This window comes from Streptomyces sp. VTCC 41912 (assembly GCF_045799175.1).
GTDB lineage: Bacteria > Actinomycetota > Actinomycetes > Streptomycetales > Streptomycetaceae > Streptomyces > Streptomyces albulus_C.
On record NZ_JBJMAB010000008.1, the window covers coordinates 175,502 to 191,988 of the forward strand.

Genomic DNA, 16,487 nt, shown 5'->3' on the forward strand with positions numbered 1-16,487 from the left:
GAGCCCGGCGTGAGCAAGGTCGAGGAGTTCGAGGAACTGCGGCCGCTGCTGTTCTCGATCGCCTACCGGATCCTGGGCAGCGTGGGGGAGGCCGAGGACGCCGTGCAGGAGACGTGGCTGCGCTTCGACGGCTCCGCGACCCGGCCCGCGTCGACCAAGTCCTTCCTGTCCGCCACGGTGACCCGGATCGCCATCGACGTGCTCCGGTCCGCGCGGGTGCGACGCGAGGCGTATGTGGGCCCGTGGTTTCCGGAGCCGCTGCTGAGCGATCCGTACCAGGACCCGGCCCGGGCGGCGGAGTTGGCCGACTCGGTGTCGATGGCGGCCCTGCTGTTGCTGGAGCGGCTCAGTCCGCTGGAGCGGGCGGTGTTCGTGCTGCGGGAGGTGTTCGGCTTCGGGTTCGACGAGGTCGCCGCCGCGGTGGGGCGCTCGGAGGCGGCGTGTCGGCAACTGCTGGTGCGGGCGCGCCGGCACGTGCGGGCCGACCGCCCGCGGTTCGTGGCGGACCGGCAGGAGCGGCAGGAACTGGCCACGCGGTTCTTCGACGCGCTGCGCAGCGGCGACGTCGACGCACTGCGGGAGCTGCTGGCCGCCGACGTGCAACTGCTCGGCGACGGCGGTGGCAAGGCCCCGCAGCTGGCGCACGCCGTCACCGGCGCGGAGAACGTGGCCCGCGTGCTGGGCACCGTGTTCCCCTTGATGGGCCGGATCGCCATCACCTTCGAGCCGCACGAGGTCAACGGTCAACCCGGCGCGCTCGTCCGCGACCGGGACGGCAGGGTGCTGCACATCCTGGCCCTCGACGTGCTCGACGGGCAGGTCCAGGCGGTCCGCGCGGTGATCAACCCCGACAAGCTCGGCCACCTCGGCCCGGTCGCGGACGCGTGGGCCGTCGACCGCGAGGTGAAGCGGGTCCGCCGCCGGCCGAGCCGCTAGGTGTATTGATCACAAGCGTCAACAACGCTCGTGATCAATACACCTGGTGCGACAGCCGCAACCCGGTGACCAGGTCGGGGCGGATCCGCAGGGCGTGGGCCATCCGGTGGTCGGTCCAGGGGTGCAGCAACGTCTGGTAGTGCGCCAGGTCGTCGGGGTCGGTGATCAGGTGGCAGTAGCCGGTGACCACCACGCTCCAGCCGCAGTGCGTGGCCGGGTCGATGGCGTCGGCCTCGTAGGCGACGACCACCCCCTCGTCCTCGGCGTGTTCGGTGAGGGTGGTCAGTGCCGCGCCCTCATGGGTGCGGATGATCACCTCGCCGCGGTGCAGCAGGTGGTTCACCGGGCGGATGGCCGGCAGCGCGTCCTGGGTGAAGACGATCCGGCCCAACGACACGGTGCCCAGCAGCCGGAGGGCCTCGGTGCGGTCCAGTTCGCTGCTGCGGCGGGACGCCTCGCGGTCGGCCCAGTCCACCAGTGGATCGGTGGCGGTGCCGGCGGCGTGCCGGGCCGGGATGTCGTTCACGGCGTGCTCCCTGTCCTGTCGAGGCTGCTGACGCACTGCGGCTGCCGGCCAGTAGACGGGCCCCGCGGGGCGCCCGCCAGGGCCGTTCGGCCCGCCGTGCGGGGAGCGTTCCCCGCACGGTCGGACCGGGGTCAGCGGACCGCTCCGGTCACCGGCCCGTCCGCCGGGCACCCCGCCGGGCGGCCGGCCGGCGCAGCGAGCGGGTCCGGCACCGGGTCGTGGCGGATGTGGTCGGCCGACATCCCGGCCGCGGTCAGCCGCGCGACCGTGGCACCGACCATGGCCGCCGGACCGCTGACGAAGGCGAGGTGATCGGACCAGGGCCCGGCCCCGGCCACCGCCTCGGCCAGCGGCCCGTACTCGGTGTACCGCCGGTCGCCCGCCGCGGTGGAGTCGTCGTCCAGCACCCGTACGACCCGCAGCCGGTCGTGGCGCGCCGCCAACTGGGCCAGCGCCCGCGCGTCGTACAGCTCGTCCCGGCTGCGGGCGCCGATGAAGAGGTGCACCCGGCCGGTGTGGCGCAGCGGCATTCCGCCGGTGCCGCGACGCCGGGCGGTCCACTCCTCCAGCAGCGCCTTGACGGGCGCCCAGCCCGTGCCGCCCGCCACCATCAGCAGGTCACGGGACGGGTCCTCGTCGGGGAGCGTCATCGTGCCGTGCGCGGGACCCAGCCGCAGGGTGTCGCCGACGCCGGTGCCCCGCACCAGCGCCTCGCTGACGCCGCGGGGCCCGGTCTGCCGGACGTGGAAGGTCACCTCGCCCTCGGGCCGCGGCGCGGACGCCAGGGAGTAGTGCCGCCACGCCTGGGGCATCAGCGGCGACTCGACCGCCGCGTACTGGCCGGCCCGGTACGGGTACGGCTCGTGCACCCGGACCCGGAGCACCGCGAGGTCGGGGCGGCGGCGCTCGTGGGCGGTCACCGTGCCCTGCCAGCACGGCGGTTCGGCGAGCGCGGCGTCGGCCCCCTCGACCATCGACGCCACCGCGAACCGCAGCATCCGCACCCACGCCTGCTCCACCGCCTCGGCCCAGCGGGGCCCGGCGGTGCGCCGCAGCGCCGCGCACAGGGCGGCCTCGAACGCCTCGTAGTGCGCCGGGCGGACCCCGAGCTTGCGGTGGTCGTGGCCCAACTGCCGGAAGTAGGCGGCCACCTCGGCGGGGCGGTGCAGGTTCTCGATCAGGTACCAGAAGGCGCGGGCGAGGTGCGCGCGCTGGAAGTCCATGGACGCGGGGAACAGCGACCGCAGGTAGGGCCAGCGGGCGAACATCTCGTCGTAGAGGTGGGCGATCAGGTCTCCGAACGGCGTGACCAGGTCCAGGTACTGGGTGATCAGCCGCTGGTCCGCGGCGCCGTCGTACGGTTCCGGCGTTAAGTCCGGCGCCGGGGCCCGGCCCTGGCCCAGGATGCGCCGACGCAGGCGCATGGCGTCGTGCCGGGCGAGCAGGGCGTGGTACTCGCCGCCGACGGTCCCCGCGGCGGACCGTCCGGACGGCACGGACTGCTCGGGCGACGTGGTCCGGGTGAACTGGCGGGGCTGTTGCATGGGGATCGACCTCCTGACGGGGGCGCCAGTATCGCAACGCGGCCCCGTGCCCGAAGGGCCCCGATCTCCCAGGGCCGTTCGGCCCTTGCGCAGGGCTTTCGGGGCGGCGAACCTCGGGGGCGGGCCCCTCGTGCCCCGGCCGATCCGCGCAGAACCACAGAGCGAGAGTGCATGAACCAGCAGTCCGTCCCCCCTGCCGCCACCCCGCCCGCCGCCGCCCCGGACACGCCGCTGCGCGTCTTCATCCTCGACGACCACGAGGTGGTCCGCCGCGGCGTGCGGGACCTCCTGGAGGCGGAGGAGGACATCGAGGTCGTGGGGGAGGCGGGGGACGCCCGGCAGGCCCTCGCCCGGGTGCCGGCGGTCCGGCCCGACGTGGCGATCCTCGACGTCCGGTTGGGCGGCGCCGACGACGACCACGAAGGCATCGAGGTCTGCCGGGAGTTGCGGGCCCGGGTGCCGGAGCTCGGCTGCCTGATGCTGACGTCCTTCGACGACGACGAGGCGCTGTTCGACGCCATCATGGCCGGGGCGGCCGGTTACGTGCTCAAGCAGATCGACGGCACGGCGCTGGTCAACGCGGTGCGCACCGTCGCGGCGGGGCAGTCGACGCTGGACCCGCGCACCGCGACGCGGGTGATGGAGCGGCTGCGCGGCCCCGGTCGGGACGAGGCGGTGGACGAACCGTCCGAACTCGACCGGCTCTCGCCGCGCGAACGCGAGGTGCTGGACCTGATCGGCGAGGGGCTGACGAACCGTCAGATCGCGGACCGGTTGTTCCTCGCCGAGAAGACGGTCAAGAACCGGGTGTCCGCGATCCTGGCGAAGTTGGGGGTCGGGCGCCGGGTCCAGGCGGCGATGGTCGTCGAACGCCTCAAGGGGCAGCCGCGGCCGTGAGCGGGACACCGGGCGCGCGGCGGGCCTGATCCGCCGCGCCCGGACCGGTCAGCGGGCGCACGGCGCCCCGCGGCCCGGAGCGCCCGACCCACCCGCGGCCACGCCGCCCCGCACCGGCTCACCGGCCCGGGGCCGGCTCATGCGGGCAGCGGCACGCACCAGACGATGCGGGTGCCGCCGCCCTCCGGCACACCGACGCGGAGTCGGCCGCCGAGCATCTCCGCCCGGGCCCGCATGTTGGCCAGGCCCCCGGTGTGCGGTGCGGCCCCGACCCCCACCCCGTCGTCCGCCACCGTCAGCGTCACCGCGTCCGCGGTCACCGACAGCGCCACGTCCAGCCGGCGGGCGTCGGCGTGACGGGCGGCGTTGCTGAGCGCCTCGGCGGTCACCGCCACGAGGTGCTGGGCCACCTCGTCGGGGACCGCGGCGTCCACCGGGCCGTCGATCTGCAACGCCGGGGCGAAGCCGAGGGAACCGGCAGCCCGCTGCACCGCCTCGGTGAGGTCCCGGCGCAGCCCCCGCCCGTCCTTGCCGTCGCCGGTGGTGCGCAGGCCGAAGATGGTGGACCGGATGATCTTGATGGTGGTGTCCAGGTCGTTGACCGCGCGGCCGACCCGCTCGACGGCCTCCGGGCGCTCGATCAACCGGGTCGCGCTCTGCAACGTGATGCCGGTGGCGAACAGCCGCTGGATGGCGAGGTCGTGCAGGTCCCGGGCAATCCGGTCGCGGTCGTGGAGGACCGTCAGCTCCTCCGACTCGGCCCGCCGACGGGCCAGTTCCAGGGCGATCACCGCCTGGTCGGCGAAGCCCGATATGAGCCGCACCTCGGCGTCGTCGAACGCCGGCCGCCCGGCCAGGCGGATCAACCGCAGCGCACCGCAGCCGGTGTCCACCTGGAGCGGCACGGCCACCGCCGGCCCGTACGCCTCCCCGGCCTCCCCGCCCGGCGCGGCACCGTCCACCGCCTCCCCGGGCACCGCGGCGGCACCGTCCGGTCCCAGCGGATACGCCCGCGGATCGGCCCGCAGGTCGGCGCTGACCACCGGCCGGCCGCTGCGGACGGCCATGCCGGGCAGCGAAGCGTCCGCCGGTACGCGCAACCCGGTGATCCGGCTCGCGCCCGTCCCGCACGCCACCGTCACCGTCAACTGCTCCGGGGACGAGGCCGACGGCAGCAGCACCGCCGCACCGTCCGCGCCGGCCACCTCCCGCGCGCGGTCCGCGATCAGCCGCAGCACCTCCTGCGCGTCCGTCCCCGACAGCAGGCTGCGGGTGATCTCGCCGAGCGCCTCCAGCCAGCGCTCCCGGCGGCGGCTCTCGTGGTACATGCGGGCGTTGTCGATCGCCACGCCCGCCGCGGTGGACAACGTGGTCAGCACCGCCTCGTCGTCCGCGTCGAACGAGCCGCCGCCCCGCTTCTCGGTGAGGTAGAGGTTGCCGAACACCTCGTCGCGGACCCGGACCGGCACCCCCAGGAAGGTCCGCATCGGCGGATGGTTGGCCGGAAAGCCATAGCTGTGCGGATGCCGGGTCAAGTCGGTCAGCCGCAGCGGCTCCGGGTTGCGGATCAGCTCCCCGAGGATGCCGTGGCCGCACGGCGTCCGGCCGATCAGCCCGATCAGCTCGTCGGACATGCCGACGGGCAGGAACTGCGACAACTGCCCGTCGCCGACGACGCCGAGCGCGCCGTACTCCGCGTCGGTGAGGGTGACCGCCGCCTCCACGATGCCCCGCAGCACCTGCGGGAGTTCGAGGTCCCGGCCCAGGCCCATCACCGCGTCGAGCAGGCCGCGCACCCGGTCCGGTTCGTGGAGCTGCGGCCCGTGGGCACCGTTCGCGGGCGGTGCGTACTGCTGCGATTCGGACATGACCGTGCTGCTCCCAAAGATCCCGTACGTCTGCTCGGCAGCGTACGTGATCACCGCCCGGACGCCGGCGGGTACCGGTGCCGTCCGGCCATCCGCAACGGGCCGGCGCCGGGCCGGGCGTCCCCGCAGGAAGGGGCCGCTCGCGGTCCGGGGAAGGGCTGTTCGGCCCTGCGGACCGCACCTCCCGCCGGCCGACGATGGATGCCGCCGGGAAGGGCCGGTCTCCCCCGTGCCGATGGCTCTTCCCGGTCCTGGCCGCTTCCCGGCCCAGTTCACGTTTCCGAGGTGGAGGACACAGCACCGTGGATGGTTGGGAAGTAAGGACAACGGCGGTCAGGGAACCGGTGCGCGGCCGGGCCCCGGCCCGGCCGCCACGCCGCAACAAGGCGGTGCAGTGGCTGACGACCACCGACCACAAACAGATCGGAACGCTCTACCTCGTCTCGGCGTTCGTCTTCTTCCTGATCGGCGGGCTGATGGCCCTGCTGATGCGGGCCGAACTGGCCCGTCCGGGCACGCAGATCCTCTCCAACGAGCAGTTCAACCAGGCGTTCACCATGCACGGCTCGGTGATGCTGCTGCTCTTCGCCATGCCGCTGTTCACCGGCTTCGCCAACTGGTTGATGCCGCTCCAGATTGGCGCCCCCGACGTCGCCTTCCCCCGGCTGAACATGCTCGCCTTCTGGCTGTTCCTGTTCGGCTCGCTGATCGCCGCGGCCGGCTTCCTCACCCCGCAGGGCGCCGCGGACTTCGGCTGGTTCGCCTACGCGCCGCTGTCCGACGCCGTCCACTCGCCCGGGGTCGGCGCCGACATGTGGATCATGGGGGTGGCGCTCTCCGGCTTCGGCTCCATCCTGGGCGCCGTCAACTTCATCACCACCATCATCTGCATGCGCGCCCCCGGCCTGACGATGTTCCGGATGCCGATCTTCACCTGGAACGTCCTGCTGACCGCGGTGCTGATCCTCATGGTCTTCCCGGTCCTCGCCGCCGCACTGTTCGCCCTGGAGATGGACCGCAAGTTCGGCTCCCACGTCTTCGACGCGGCCAACGGCGGCGCCCTGCTGTGGCAGCACCTCTTCTGGTTCTTCGGCCACCCCGAGGTCTACGTCCTGGCCCTGCCGTTCTTCGGCATCGTCTCCGAGGTCATCCCGGTCTTCGCCCGCAAGCCGATGTTCGGCTACGTCGGCCTGATCGCCGCGACCATCTCGATCGCCGGCCTCTCGGTGACGGTCTGGGCGCACCACATGTACGTCACCGGCGGCGTGCTGCTGCCGTTCTTCTCCTTCATGACGTTCCTCATCGCGGTGCCCACCGGGGTGAAGTTCTTCAACTGGATCGGCACCATGTGGCGCGGCTCGCTGTCCTTCGAGACCCCGATGCTGTGGGCGACCGGCTTCCTGGTGACCTTCGTCTTCGGCGGCCTGACCGGCGTCATCCTGGCCTCCCCGCCGCTGGACTTCCACGTCTCCGACACGTACTTCGTCGTGGCGCACTTCCACTACACGCTGTTCGGCACCGTGGTCTACGCGATGTTCGCCGGATTCCACTTCTGGTGGCCCAAGTTCACCGGCAAGATGCTCGACGAACGCCTCGGCAAGATCACCTTCTGGACGCTCACCGTAGGCTTCAACCTCACCTTCCTCGTCCAACACTGGCTCGGCGCCGCCGGCATGCCCCGCCGGTACGCCGACTACCTCGCCGCCGACGGCTTCACCACCCTCAACACCCTCTCCACCATCGGCTCCTTCCTCCTCGGCCTCTCCTTCCTCCCGTTCTTCTACAACGTCTGGAAGACCGCCAAATACGGCGCCGAGGTCCGCTGCGACGACCCCTGGGGCTACGGCCGGTCCCTGGAGTGGGCCACCTCCTGCCCGCCACCGCGCCACAACTTCACCTCGCTGCCCCGGATCCGCAGCGAATCGCCCGCCTTCGACCTCCACCACCCCACGGTCGCCGCCCTCGCCGAGGCCCGGCCCACCGCCGACCACTGAGGAAGGAGTGGTCATGCCGTCTCCCGCCGTCCTCGCCCTCGGGACGATCGCGCTCTGCGCCTCCGGCTGCGTCTGGTACCTGCCCGCCGCGGCCGACCTACGGGCCGGCGCCGACCGCCCCGTCTCCCGACGGCTCGCGGCCGCCGCCTGCCTGACCGTCTGGGCCACGGTGGCGCTGTCGGCCCCGCTGCTGCTGGCCGCCGCCTCCTGGACCACGCTCGGCGCGGTCACCGCCGTCGGCACCGGCGCCGCGGTGCTGCTGGCCGCCCTCGCCCGCGCCCGCCGCGGCCACGAGGAGCGGGCGACCCGGCGGACCTGGGTCGCCCTGCGTCTGCGGCCCCCGGCACGGGCGCGGCCGTCGGGCGCCGCCCGCTCGACGCGGCTCTTCCTCTGCTGGTTCCTCCCCGGTTACGCCGTGGCCGCCGGCGCGCTGGCAGTGGTGCTGGTCGCAGGACGGTAGGCGGCGGCCCGTGGTCAGCGCAGCCGCAGGTCGATCCACGGGACGGTCTCGCCGGGCAGCACGTAGCGTTCGCACTCGACGAACCCGCGCCGTTCGGCGAACCGCAGGCCGTCCCCGTTCGACGACAGCACGACCGTCTCGATCACCCGGGCACCCAGCGCGCGGGCCCGGTCCAGCCCGCGCGCGTAGAGCTCGGTCCCGAACCCCTGCCCGCGGTGGGCGGGGAGCACCCGGGCGATCACGGTCGCGGTGCCGGTGTCGTCGGCCGGCGGGCGCACGGTGCTGCAACCCACCAGTGCGCCGTCGAGGTGGGCGACCTCCAGGTGGTGGCGCCGGGACCGGTCCGCCACGTCCGCCAGGGACAGGACGTGGGTGGGGATGATGGTGTTGTGGACGTGTTGCCAGTCGCCGAGTTCGGCCTCGGTGACCGGCCGGGTGAAGTGCAGGGTGGACATCACCGAAGGAAATCCCGGGCGCCCGCGTTCGTCAATCGCGTTTGCGGGCCGGGGGCCGACACCGCACGCGTGCGGGGACCACCAGGTGCAAAACCGTGCATCCCGGCCCCCGTAGCATCGACCCGTTGGGAACGTTCCGTCGAGAGAAGGCCGAAGATGCAGATCGAAGTCCGGCACGCCCCGTCGTTCGCGGTGGCCCGGGTGCAACTGGGCGCGGGCGAGGTCGTCCGTGCCGAGTCCGGGGCGATGATGGCCACCTCCGCGGGCATCGGTGTCGAGGCGAAGGCCGAAGGCGGCCTGTTCAAGGGGCTCAAGCGCAGCGTCCTGGGCGGCGAGTCCCTCTTCGTCACGCGGTTCGGCGCGGGCCCGGCCGGCGGCTGGGTAGACCTCGCGGCGCAGTTGCCCGGCGATGTGACCGCCATCGACGTCGACGGCGGCGTCAACCTCGCCCGCGGTGCCTGGCTGTGCTCGTCGGAGGGCATCGACCTGGACACCAAGTGGGGCGGGTTCAAGAACCTGGCCGGCGGCGAGGGCGGCTTCCTGGTGCGGGCCGAGGGCCGGGGCCAGGTGCTCGCCGCCTGTTACGGGGCGCTGGACGAGGTCGAGTTGGCGGCCGGCGAGCAGATGGTCCTGGACTCCGGGCACCTGGTCGCGTTCGGCGACGGGGTCTCCTACACGACCCGCAAGGTGACCAAGGGGCTGATGCAGACCCTCAAGTCCGGTGAGGGCCTGGTCTTCGAGTTCACCGGCCCCGGCCGACTGTGGACCCAGAGCCGCAACCCCAACGAGCTGGTCACCTGGCTGACCGTGAAGCTTCCCTTCAGCCGGGGCTGATCAGTCCCCGTCCTCCCGGTGGCGCACGGGCGCGTCCGTGCGGCGTGACGAGGTACGACTGCCGGACCTCGCAGAGGCAACGGGGTCAAAGGGAGTCAGCCGACGGCCCGTTCGCCGTTCTCCCGTCGGGAGGCTGCGCCGAGCACCGTACGTGCGATGCCTTCCACTGATCCGAGCAGCGGGTTGGGGTCGTCGGCGCGCGTGACGAGCACGAGCTCGCAGGGATCGACGTCGATGACGGGGACCAGGGCGATGTCGTCGCGCGCGGCAGCGCGACGATCGCCGGCAGGGAAGAGCGCGACGCAGTGGCCGGTGGCGATCAGTTCCAGCTTGTCCTCGTAACCGTCGTCGATCGCGGGCGGGGGTGGCGCCGGGAGGTCGCCGACCGGCTTGGGCGTGCTCCAGACAACCGGAGTGCTGGCACAGGCCACCCACTCCTCGTCCGACAGGGCCCGCAGGCTGACGGCTTTCTCGTGCGCCAGATGATGACGCGCCGACATGACGAGCACCCGCGATTCCTCATGGAGCTTGGTCACCCGGAGGCCCTCCGTGGCGAAGGGCAGGGGCCTGTACACGACGAGGGCGTCGACTCGCCCCTCGGCGAGGGCGCGCGTGTCCCGCCAGTCCAGGTGCCGGGTGCGGACCTGGCCGTCGGGGTGCCGGCGGCGCAGTTCCTGCACACAGGCGGTGATGACCAGTCCTCCGGCGCAGCCGACGGTGACGGCAGGGGGCCGGACGGCGGCTCTGGCCGTGCGAGCGGCTTGCTCGGCCTCCTGCAGCAGTGTCCGGGCCCTGGGAAGGAATGCCTCACCGGCGCCGGTGAGGCTGCTGCCCTGCGGCGAGCGGTCGAAGAGCCGGACACCGAGCTGAGCCTCCAGCCGTTGGATCTGGCGGCTCAGTGACGGCTGCGCCAGGTGCAGCCTGGTGGCGGCCCGGCCGAAATTGCCGTACTCCGCCACGACCGTGAAATAGCGCACGAGCCGCAGATCGACGTCCATCCGTTCAGAGTACGTCGCGTGTCGTCATACGCCTGGGACATGGCGGCATGCGGAACAGGTCTTGGACAGGGGATACGGGTGGGCGTTTGGCTTGCGGGCATGACCACTTATGACGGCAAGAAGATCGTGATCACGGGCGGAAGCCGCGGAATCGGCCTGACGACGGCCCGGTTGTTCGCGGCCGGCGGGGCGCACGTACTGATCACCGGCCGCAACCCATCCGCCCTGGACGCCGCGCTGGAGCAGTTGGGGGACAGGGCCGTCGCCGTCCGCAGCGACGCCGCGTCCCTGAAGGACATCCAGGCACTGGCCGGCACCGTCCAGGAGCGGTTCGGCGCGGTGGACGCGCTGTTCGTCAACGCCGGTGTCACCGCGTCCGCGTCGTTCGACTCGACGACGGAGGAGCTGTACGACGCGCTGTTCGACATCAACGCCAAGGGCCCGTACTTCACGGTGCAGGCGTTGGCGCCGCTGTTGCGCGAGGGCAGCGGCGTGGTCCTCACCACGTCGGTGGTGAACGTCCTGGGCCTGGACGCGCTCAGCGTCTACTCGGCGAGCAAGGCAGCCCTGCGGTCGATGACGCGCACCCTGGCCCGCGAACTGCTGCCGCGCAAGGTGCGCGTCAACGCCGTGAGCCCCGGCCCCATCGACACGGGAATCCTGGACCGCTCCGTGCCCGCCGACGTCGTCGAGACGATGAAGGACACCTACCGGAGCACCAACCCGATGCAGCGACTGGGCACTTCCGAGGAGGTGGCCGCCGCGGTGGCGTACTTGGCGTTCGACGCGACCTTCTCGACGGGAACCGAGTTGCCTGTCGACGGAGGGGCCTCGCAACTCTAGGTGCTCCGACCGCATTGGGGCGTCGGGGCCGCGGTGGCGAGGGGCACCCGCCCCGGAAACCGCGGTGCTCAGCGCGCACGGCCCGACGCGCGCCCCACCTCGCGCTCGTGCGGTGCGGCGGTGTCGGGAGCGGGCCGGCGGGGCCGGCGCAGGGCCGTCGCCGCGGACGACACGGCCGGGGCCGCGACCAGGGCGAAGCACACCGGCAGGGGGAGGCGGCCCACCAGCAGTCCGGTGGCGGCCGTCGCCCCCGCTGAACCGGCGTTGTAGGCCGTGTTGACCCACGCGCCCGCTGTGGTGCGGGTGGCCGGACCGGCGCACTCATCTGCGATCAGGTAGGCGGTGGTGAGGGCCGGGGCGACGAACAGTCCGCCGAGCGCCGCCCACACGACGAGCACGTGGGGATGGGGGGAAAGTCCCGAGACGGCCAGGGTGAGTCCCATGGCCGCCGCGAGGAACGCCAACCGCAGTCTGTTTGAGGTGCGCCAGGGGACGGCGCCGTAGACCAGGCCCCCGATCGCGCTGCCACCGGACAGCGCGGCCAGGATCCAGGCGACCGCCTCAGGGTCGTCGAACGCGTCGGCGAAGGCGATCACGAGGAGATCGAACGCTCCCAGACACATGCCAGCCGCGGCGGAGACGGCGATCGCCTGACGCAGTCCGGGGGCGCCGGGCAGCAGCCGCCGGCGCAGCGGGGCAGGTGGGAGATCGGAGACGAGCCCCTCCGGCGGCGCCGACCCGGCGGGAGCCTTCCTGCGCGCCACCCAGCCGTGGACCGCCGGAGACGAGACCAGGGCGAGTGAGCCGGTCGACACGAGTGCGGCACTCGTTGCGATACCGACCGGTGGTGCGGCGACTTGCACCAGCAGGCCCACCAGCAACGGTCCGGTGACGAAGAGGAGTTCCTCGGCGACCGTGTCCAGACTGTAGGCGCGTTGCAGCAGCCGCCGGTCGGGAACCAGGTCGCTCCACAGCGTCCGCATCACCGGGCCGAGCGGTGGCGTACAGGCGCCGGCGGGCACCGCCAAGACGCCCAGCAGAATCCCTGACGTGCCTGGCTGCGCGGTCGCGAAGGCCAGTGCGGTCAGCAGCAGTGCGTAGGCGGCGGCCATGGGGAGCAGGGCCCGGCGCGGCCCGTGACGGTCGATCAGACCGGCACGGGTCGGCGAGAGGAGGACACTGGTCAGGCCGAAGAGGGCCATGACGGTGCCGGCCACGGCATAGGAGCGGGTGGTCTCCTTGACCGCCAGCACCAGCGACAAGGAGACCATTCCGTAGGAGAGTCGGCCCAGCAGCGCCGCACCGAACGTGCGGCAGGCGTAGCGGGTGCGCAACACGGCCGCATACGAAGGGGTCATGGAAGACACAGGCATGTTCGTGTTCCTCTGGGACAGCGCCGCACTGAGGGCGCTCCAACGTGCAGGGGCAGCGAGGACCGCGCCCGGTGGGCGCGGTCGGCACCGGCTCCTATGCACGAGGGAGGAACATGCGGGCACCGTAGCAGAGCACCGCGTCGGCCTGCCTGCGCGCGGACCGTGCCCCGATCGGTCGGCGGATCCTATGCGCCCGAGCCCAACACCGTGACGCCGAGCGCGAGCAGGGCGCCGACCTTGGCGAGCTCGCAGGCGACGTAGTACAGGTGGGCGCGGGACCGGGGAAGCCGTTCGCCGGCGAGGACGCGGTCGGAGCGGCGGTTCAACACCGGTCGGACGGCGGCGAGTTGGACGGTCAGGAGGAGCACCGGGGCTACGGTCAGGGCGATGACCGGCACGGGCGGGGAGGCGAGCGCGACCGCGGTGCCGAGCGCCACGGCCAGCACCGCCTCCACCGCGTTCAGTGCCCGGAAGACCATGCGGCCGATGCCGAGCCCCAGTGGGAGGGTGACGCCCGGGGCGCGGAACTTCAGTGGCGCCTCCAGGAACGAGATCGCCAGCACCATCCCGAGCCATACGAAGGTGACGGCGATGGCGAAGGCGGCCGCGGTGCCGGTGCCGTGGAGGTGGTTCACGGGCCTGTGGTCCTTTCGTCGGGTGGTACGTCCGTGCTGTCCGGCGGCCGGTTACGACTGGCCGAGCCAGAGGTCGGGGCCGAACACCTCGTAGTGGATCGTCTGCGGCTTCAGGCCGCGGCCGAGCAGCGCTCCGCGGAGCGTACGCATGAACGGCAGGGGGCCGCAGAGGTAGCTGGTGACGTCGGAGGGGAGCGGGAGCGCGCTGATGTCCGCCCGACCCGCGGAGACCGTCACCCGTGAGGACGGGGCCGGCGCGGGCGCCGCGTGCCCCGGGTCCTCGTACCAGAGGTGGAGCGCGGCCTGCGGCAGTTCGTCGACCAGCGCGTGGAGTTCGTCGCGGTGGGCGTGGTCGGCCGGGGTGCGGTCGGCGTGGACGACGACGACCGGGCGGGACGATCCGATGGCGACCAGGTGGTTGAGCATGGCGAGCATGGGGGTGCCGCCGATGCCGGCGGAGGCCAGCAGCAGTGGTCCGTCGCCGTCGGGCAGGGTCAGGTCGCCGAACGGGGCGGAGACGGTGAGCACGTCGCCGACGCGCGCCTGTTCGTGCAGCCAGGAGGACACCTCGCCCGCCGGTCCGTCCGCCGCCCGGACGCGCTTGACGGTGATCCGCCAGTCGGGGCGGCCGGGCGCGGAGGAGAGGCTGTACTGGCGGATCTGCCGTGCGCCGTCGGGGAGTTCGACCTGCACGCTGACGTACTGGCCGGGGCGGAAGGTGGGGGCGGGGGTGCCGTCGGCCGGGCGCAGGGTGAGCGCGAGGGCGTCGGGGGTCTCCTCGTGCCGGGCGACGACGGTCATCGGCCGCCAAGTGCCGCCCTCGGGGGTGCCGTGCTCCGCGTAGAGCCGGGCTTCGAGGGCGATCAGGGCGTTGGCCATCAGCCAGTAGACCTCGTCCCAGGCGTGTGCGACCTGCGGGGTGACGGCCTCGCCGAGGACGTCGGAGATCGCCGCGAGGAGGTGCTCGTTGACGATCTTGTACTGGTCCGCGGTGACGCCGAGCGAGGCGTGCTTGTGCGCGATGCGGGCGAGCATCGCGTCGGGGCGGGCGTCGGGGTGGTCCAGCAGCATGCCGGCGAAGGCCGCGATCGAGCCCGCCAGGGCCTGTCGCTGCTGGCCGTTGGCCTGGTTGCCGCGGTTGAAGAGGTCGCGCAGGAGGTCCGGGTGGGCGGCGAAGAGCCTGCGGTAGAAGACGGTGGCGATCTCGTCGATGGCGGCGCCCACGGCGGGCAGGGTGGCGCGGACGATGGGTGTGGACTGCTCGGAGAGCACGGATCAGCTCCAATAACTCGTAGATGATCTACCAATTTAAGGGTGTGGTGGATCTTCGGGCGGCGCCCCGCTATGGGTGGGCGAGGTGCCGGGATGGTCGGTGGGTCAGTGGGGCAGTGGGGCAGTGGGTCAGTCGAGGGTCCGGCCGGTCGGGCCGGTGAGGCTGAGCAGCACCGGGCCGGTGGGCGCGGCCACCACGTCGGACACGGTGAGCGGATCGAGCGTGGCGTAGAACGCCTCCTGCGCCTCGCGCAGGGCGCGACGCAGTCGGCAGGCGGCCCGCAGCGGGCAGGGCGGATCGCCTTCGCAGGCGACGACCTCGTCCTCGCCCTCCAGCTCGCGCACCAGCCAGCCGACCGATGCCCGGTGCCCCAGTCCGGTCAGTTCGAGTCCGCCGCCACGTCCGCGCCGGGCCTCGACCACGCCGAGGTGCTGGAGCCTGCTGATCGCCTTCGCCATGTGGGTGTACGGCACGTCCATCACCTCGGCCACCTCGCGCGTCGTCAGGGAGGCACCCTGCTCCGCGACGGCCAGCCGCATGACGGCGCGCAGCGCCAGGTCAGTGAACTTCGTCAACCGCACACCACGACGGTATCAAATGTGCATGCTAGGTTCGCATTCAGGGGGTGGTTCGGTATTCAAGAGGGCGAGTCCCGAGCCCGCGGCCGGACACAGGAGTAGGAATGTACCCGCACGGCCCAGCACGACCCGCGACAACCGCGGGACCACGCATCGGACGGTGACCCTTGATGGCTGACACCCCGCACACCGGGGGCGCCGGCGCCCCCGAGCCCGCCGCCGAGCCGGTGCCGCGGCTGCTCTGCGACGCCCGGGAGCTCGCCGCGGACGACCCGGCCCGGGCCGGAGCGCTGTGGCGGCTGGCCGAGGCCGGCCGGCAGCTCGACGCCAACCTGGTCCGACTGCCGCCCGAGGGGTGCGTCGAGGAGCACGTCGAGCCCGACCTCGACGTGCTCCTGTACGTCGTGTCCGGCGACGGCGTCGTGGACACCGCGCAGGAGCGACGGCCGCTCACCGAGGGCGGCGTGCTGTGGCTGCCCCGCGGGTCCCGCCGGAGCCTGACCGCGGGCCGGGGCGGCCTGGCGTACCTCACGGTCCACCGCCGCCGCCCCGGACTGCAGATCAAGAGCCGCCGCGACTCCTGACCCGGCGCGTCAGGCGGTCGACGCCAGTGCCGCCGGCAGGGCGGGGCGGAGCGGGCGGAAGGCGCGGGACGCGGCGTCCCAGCCGAGGGTCTGACCGCTCCGGTCGTCGTACTGCCAGGCGTGCACCCGCAGCCGGCGGGTGGCCAGGCGCCGGGAGACGCACGGGTAGGTGCGCAGGTGGTGGAGCTGGGCCAGCAGGTGGCGCTGCTCGGGCGTGTGGCCGCCGCCGGTGGACCGGTGGTTGTGGTCGGGGCCCGGGCGGTGGGCGGCGCGGGTGAACCAGTTGCGCGCGAGCGGCAGTTCGGCCGGGGGCGGGTCGTCCTGGAGGGCCTTGAGGGCGGTGCAGTCGGTGTGCCCGCACAGGATGACGTCCGGGACCTGCAGCGTGCCGAGCGCGAATTCGAGGGTCGCGGCGATCGCGCAGTGGGCGTCCGAGCGGTAGCGGGGGACGATGTGCCCCGCGGTGCGCAGTTCGTGCAGTTCGCCCGGTGCGGTGCCGGTGAGCAGCGTGGGCACGACCCGGGAGTCGGAGCAGGTGATGAACAGCGCCCGGGGCGTCGCTCCGGGCGCCGGCGCCTCGACGGCCGCCCGGCCGTCGGCGGTGCGGTCGTCGACCGCACGGGAGTCTGCCGGGGCGGGGGAGAGGGTGCGGGCGGAGTGGATGAGGGTACGCATGATGGACCTCCGAT

17 protein-coding genes are annotated in these 16,487 nt (G+C 73.0%); 7 read left to right on the forward strand and 10 right to left on the reverse strand.

The annotated features are described in order from the left end of the window. The first annotated feature begins 9 nt into the window (after nucleotides 1–9). Nucleotides 10–936 (forward strand): RNA polymerase sigma-70 factor, encoded by a 927-nt coding sequence (locus ACJ6WD_RS14865; protein WP_233656082.1) that lies wholly within the window; start codon nucleotides 10–12, stop codon nucleotides 934–936. Between the two features lie 34 nt (nucleotides 937–970). Here ACJ6WD_RS14865 and ACJ6WD_RS14870 read toward each other — a convergent pair whose 3' ends face one another. Both ACJ6WD_RS14870 and ACJ6WD_RS14875 read right to left on the reverse strand, forming a co-directional pair. Next, nucleotides 971–1,462: a pyridoxamine 5'-phosphate oxidase family protein gene (locus tag ACJ6WD_RS14870; RefSeq protein ID WP_374206740.1), complete on the reverse strand. Its 492-nt coding sequence runs from the start codon at nucleotides 1,460–1,462 to the stop codon at nucleotides 971–973. A 131-nt stretch (nucleotides 1,463–1,593) separates the two neighbouring features. Continuing rightward, nucleotides 1,594–3,006, reverse strand: a complete 1,413-nt coding sequence (locus tag ACJ6WD_RS14875; protein ID WP_407615931.1) for a globin domain-containing protein — start codon at nucleotides 3,004–3,006, stop codon at nucleotides 1,594–1,596. Nucleotides 3,007–3,177: 171 nt separating this feature from the next. On the opposite strand from ACJ6WD_RS14875, the gene ACJ6WD_RS14880 reads away from it, so the two are divergent. Then, nucleotides 3,178–3,903 (forward strand): response regulator transcription factor, encoded by a 726-nt coding sequence (locus ACJ6WD_RS14880; RefSeq protein ID WP_038516964.1) that lies wholly within the window; start codon nucleotides 3,178–3,180, stop codon nucleotides 3,901–3,903. Nucleotides 3,904–4,040: 137 nt separating this feature from the next. Here ACJ6WD_RS14880 and ACJ6WD_RS14885 read toward each other — a convergent pair whose 3' ends face one another. Further along, a complete protein-coding gene (locus ACJ6WD_RS14885; RefSeq protein ID WP_233656259.1) occupies nucleotides 4,041–5,699 on the reverse strand; it encodes a GAF domain-containing sensor histidine kinase in 1,659 nt (552 codons plus the stop codon). Between the two features lie 416 nt (nucleotides 5,700–6,115). Between ACJ6WD_RS14885 and ctaD the strand changes: the two genes are divergently transcribed. Further along, a complete protein-coding gene (gene ctaD, locus ACJ6WD_RS14890; RefSeq protein WP_233656258.1) occupies nucleotides 6,116–7,765 on the forward strand; it encodes a cytochrome c oxidase subunit I in 1,650 nt (549 codons plus the stop codon). Nucleotides 7,766–7,811: 46 nt separating this feature from the next. After that, nucleotides 7,812–8,225 carry a hypothetical protein gene (locus ACJ6WD_RS14895; protein WP_374206749.1) on the forward strand — a complete coding sequence of 138 codons (414 nt, stop codon included), beginning with the start codon at nucleotides 7,812–7,814 and terminating at the stop codon, nucleotides 8,223–8,225. Between the two features lie 14 nt (nucleotides 8,226–8,239). Here ACJ6WD_RS14895 and ACJ6WD_RS14900 read toward each other — a convergent pair whose 3' ends face one another. Then, a complete protein-coding gene (locus ACJ6WD_RS14900; protein ID WP_233656079.1) occupies nucleotides 8,240–8,680 on the reverse strand; it encodes a GNAT family N-acetyltransferase in 441 nt (146 codons plus the stop codon). Between the two features lie 156 nt (nucleotides 8,681–8,836). Between ACJ6WD_RS14900 and ACJ6WD_RS14905 the strand changes: the two genes are divergently transcribed. Then, the gene (locus tag ACJ6WD_RS14905; protein ID WP_331246152.1) at nucleotides 8,837–9,514 is read left to right on the forward strand and encodes a TIGR00266 family protein; all 678 of its coding nucleotides are present in this window, start codon (nucleotides 8,837–8,839) and stop codon (nucleotides 9,512–9,514) included. Nucleotides 9,515–9,609: 95 nt separating this feature from the next. On the opposite strand, the gene ACJ6WD_RS14910 is transcribed toward ACJ6WD_RS14905, so the two are convergent. Further along, nucleotides 9,610–10,512, reverse strand: a complete 903-nt coding sequence (locus ACJ6WD_RS14910) for a LysR family transcriptional regulator (protein ID WP_407615932.1) — start codon at nucleotides 10,510–10,512, stop codon at nucleotides 9,610–9,612. Between the two features lie 99 nt (nucleotides 10,513–10,611). Here ACJ6WD_RS14910 and ACJ6WD_RS14915 point away from each other — a divergent pair, with 99 nt between their 5' ends. Beyond that, the gene (locus ACJ6WD_RS14915) at nucleotides 10,612–11,355 is read left to right on the forward strand and encodes an SDR family oxidoreductase (RefSeq protein ID WP_233656076.1); all 744 of its coding nucleotides are present in this window, start codon (nucleotides 10,612–10,614) and stop codon (nucleotides 11,353–11,355) included. A 68-nt stretch (nucleotides 11,356–11,423) separates the two neighbouring features. Here ACJ6WD_RS14915 and ACJ6WD_RS14920 read toward each other — a convergent pair whose 3' ends face one another. The 4 genes from ACJ6WD_RS14920 to nsrR form a co-directional block, all read right to left on the reverse strand. Further along, entirely contained in the window at nucleotides 11,424–12,728 is a 1,305-nt protein-coding gene (locus tag ACJ6WD_RS14920) for an MFS transporter (RefSeq protein WP_407615933.1), read from the reverse strand. Between the two features lie 185 nt (nucleotides 12,729–12,913). Continuing rightward, the gene (locus ACJ6WD_RS14925; protein ID WP_233656256.1) at nucleotides 12,914–13,294 is read right to left on the reverse strand and encodes a hypothetical protein; all 381 of its coding nucleotides are present in this window, start codon (nucleotides 13,292–13,294) and stop codon (nucleotides 12,914–12,916) included. Between the two features lie 120 nt (nucleotides 13,295–13,414). Continuing rightward, nucleotides 13,415–14,635, reverse strand: a complete 1,221-nt coding sequence (locus tag ACJ6WD_RS14930; RefSeq protein WP_376447224.1) for a globin domain-containing protein — start codon at nucleotides 14,633–14,635, stop codon at nucleotides 13,415–13,417. A 129-nt stretch (nucleotides 14,636–14,764) separates the two neighbouring features. Then, nucleotides 14,765–15,217: a nitric oxide-sensing transcriptional repressor NsrR gene (gene nsrR, locus ACJ6WD_RS14935; RefSeq protein ID WP_331246155.1), complete on the reverse strand. Its 453-nt coding sequence runs from the start codon at nucleotides 15,215–15,217 to the stop codon at nucleotides 14,765–14,767. 167 nt (nucleotides 15,218–15,384) lie between these two features. Between nsrR and ACJ6WD_RS14940 the strand changes: the two genes are divergently transcribed. Next, nucleotides 15,385–15,798, forward strand: a complete 414-nt coding sequence (locus ACJ6WD_RS14940) for a cupin domain-containing protein (RefSeq protein ID WP_233656073.1) — start codon at nucleotides 15,385–15,387, stop codon at nucleotides 15,796–15,798. A gap of 9 nt (nucleotides 15,799–15,807) precedes the next feature. Here ACJ6WD_RS14940 and ACJ6WD_RS14945 read toward each other — a convergent pair whose 3' ends face one another. Then, nucleotides 15,808–16,473, reverse strand: coding sequence for a carbonic anhydrase (locus tag ACJ6WD_RS14945; protein ID WP_407615934.1), 666 nt, complete (start codon nucleotides 16,471–16,473; stop codon nucleotides 15,808–15,810). Between the last annotated feature and the right edge of the window lie 14 nt (nucleotides 16,474–16,487).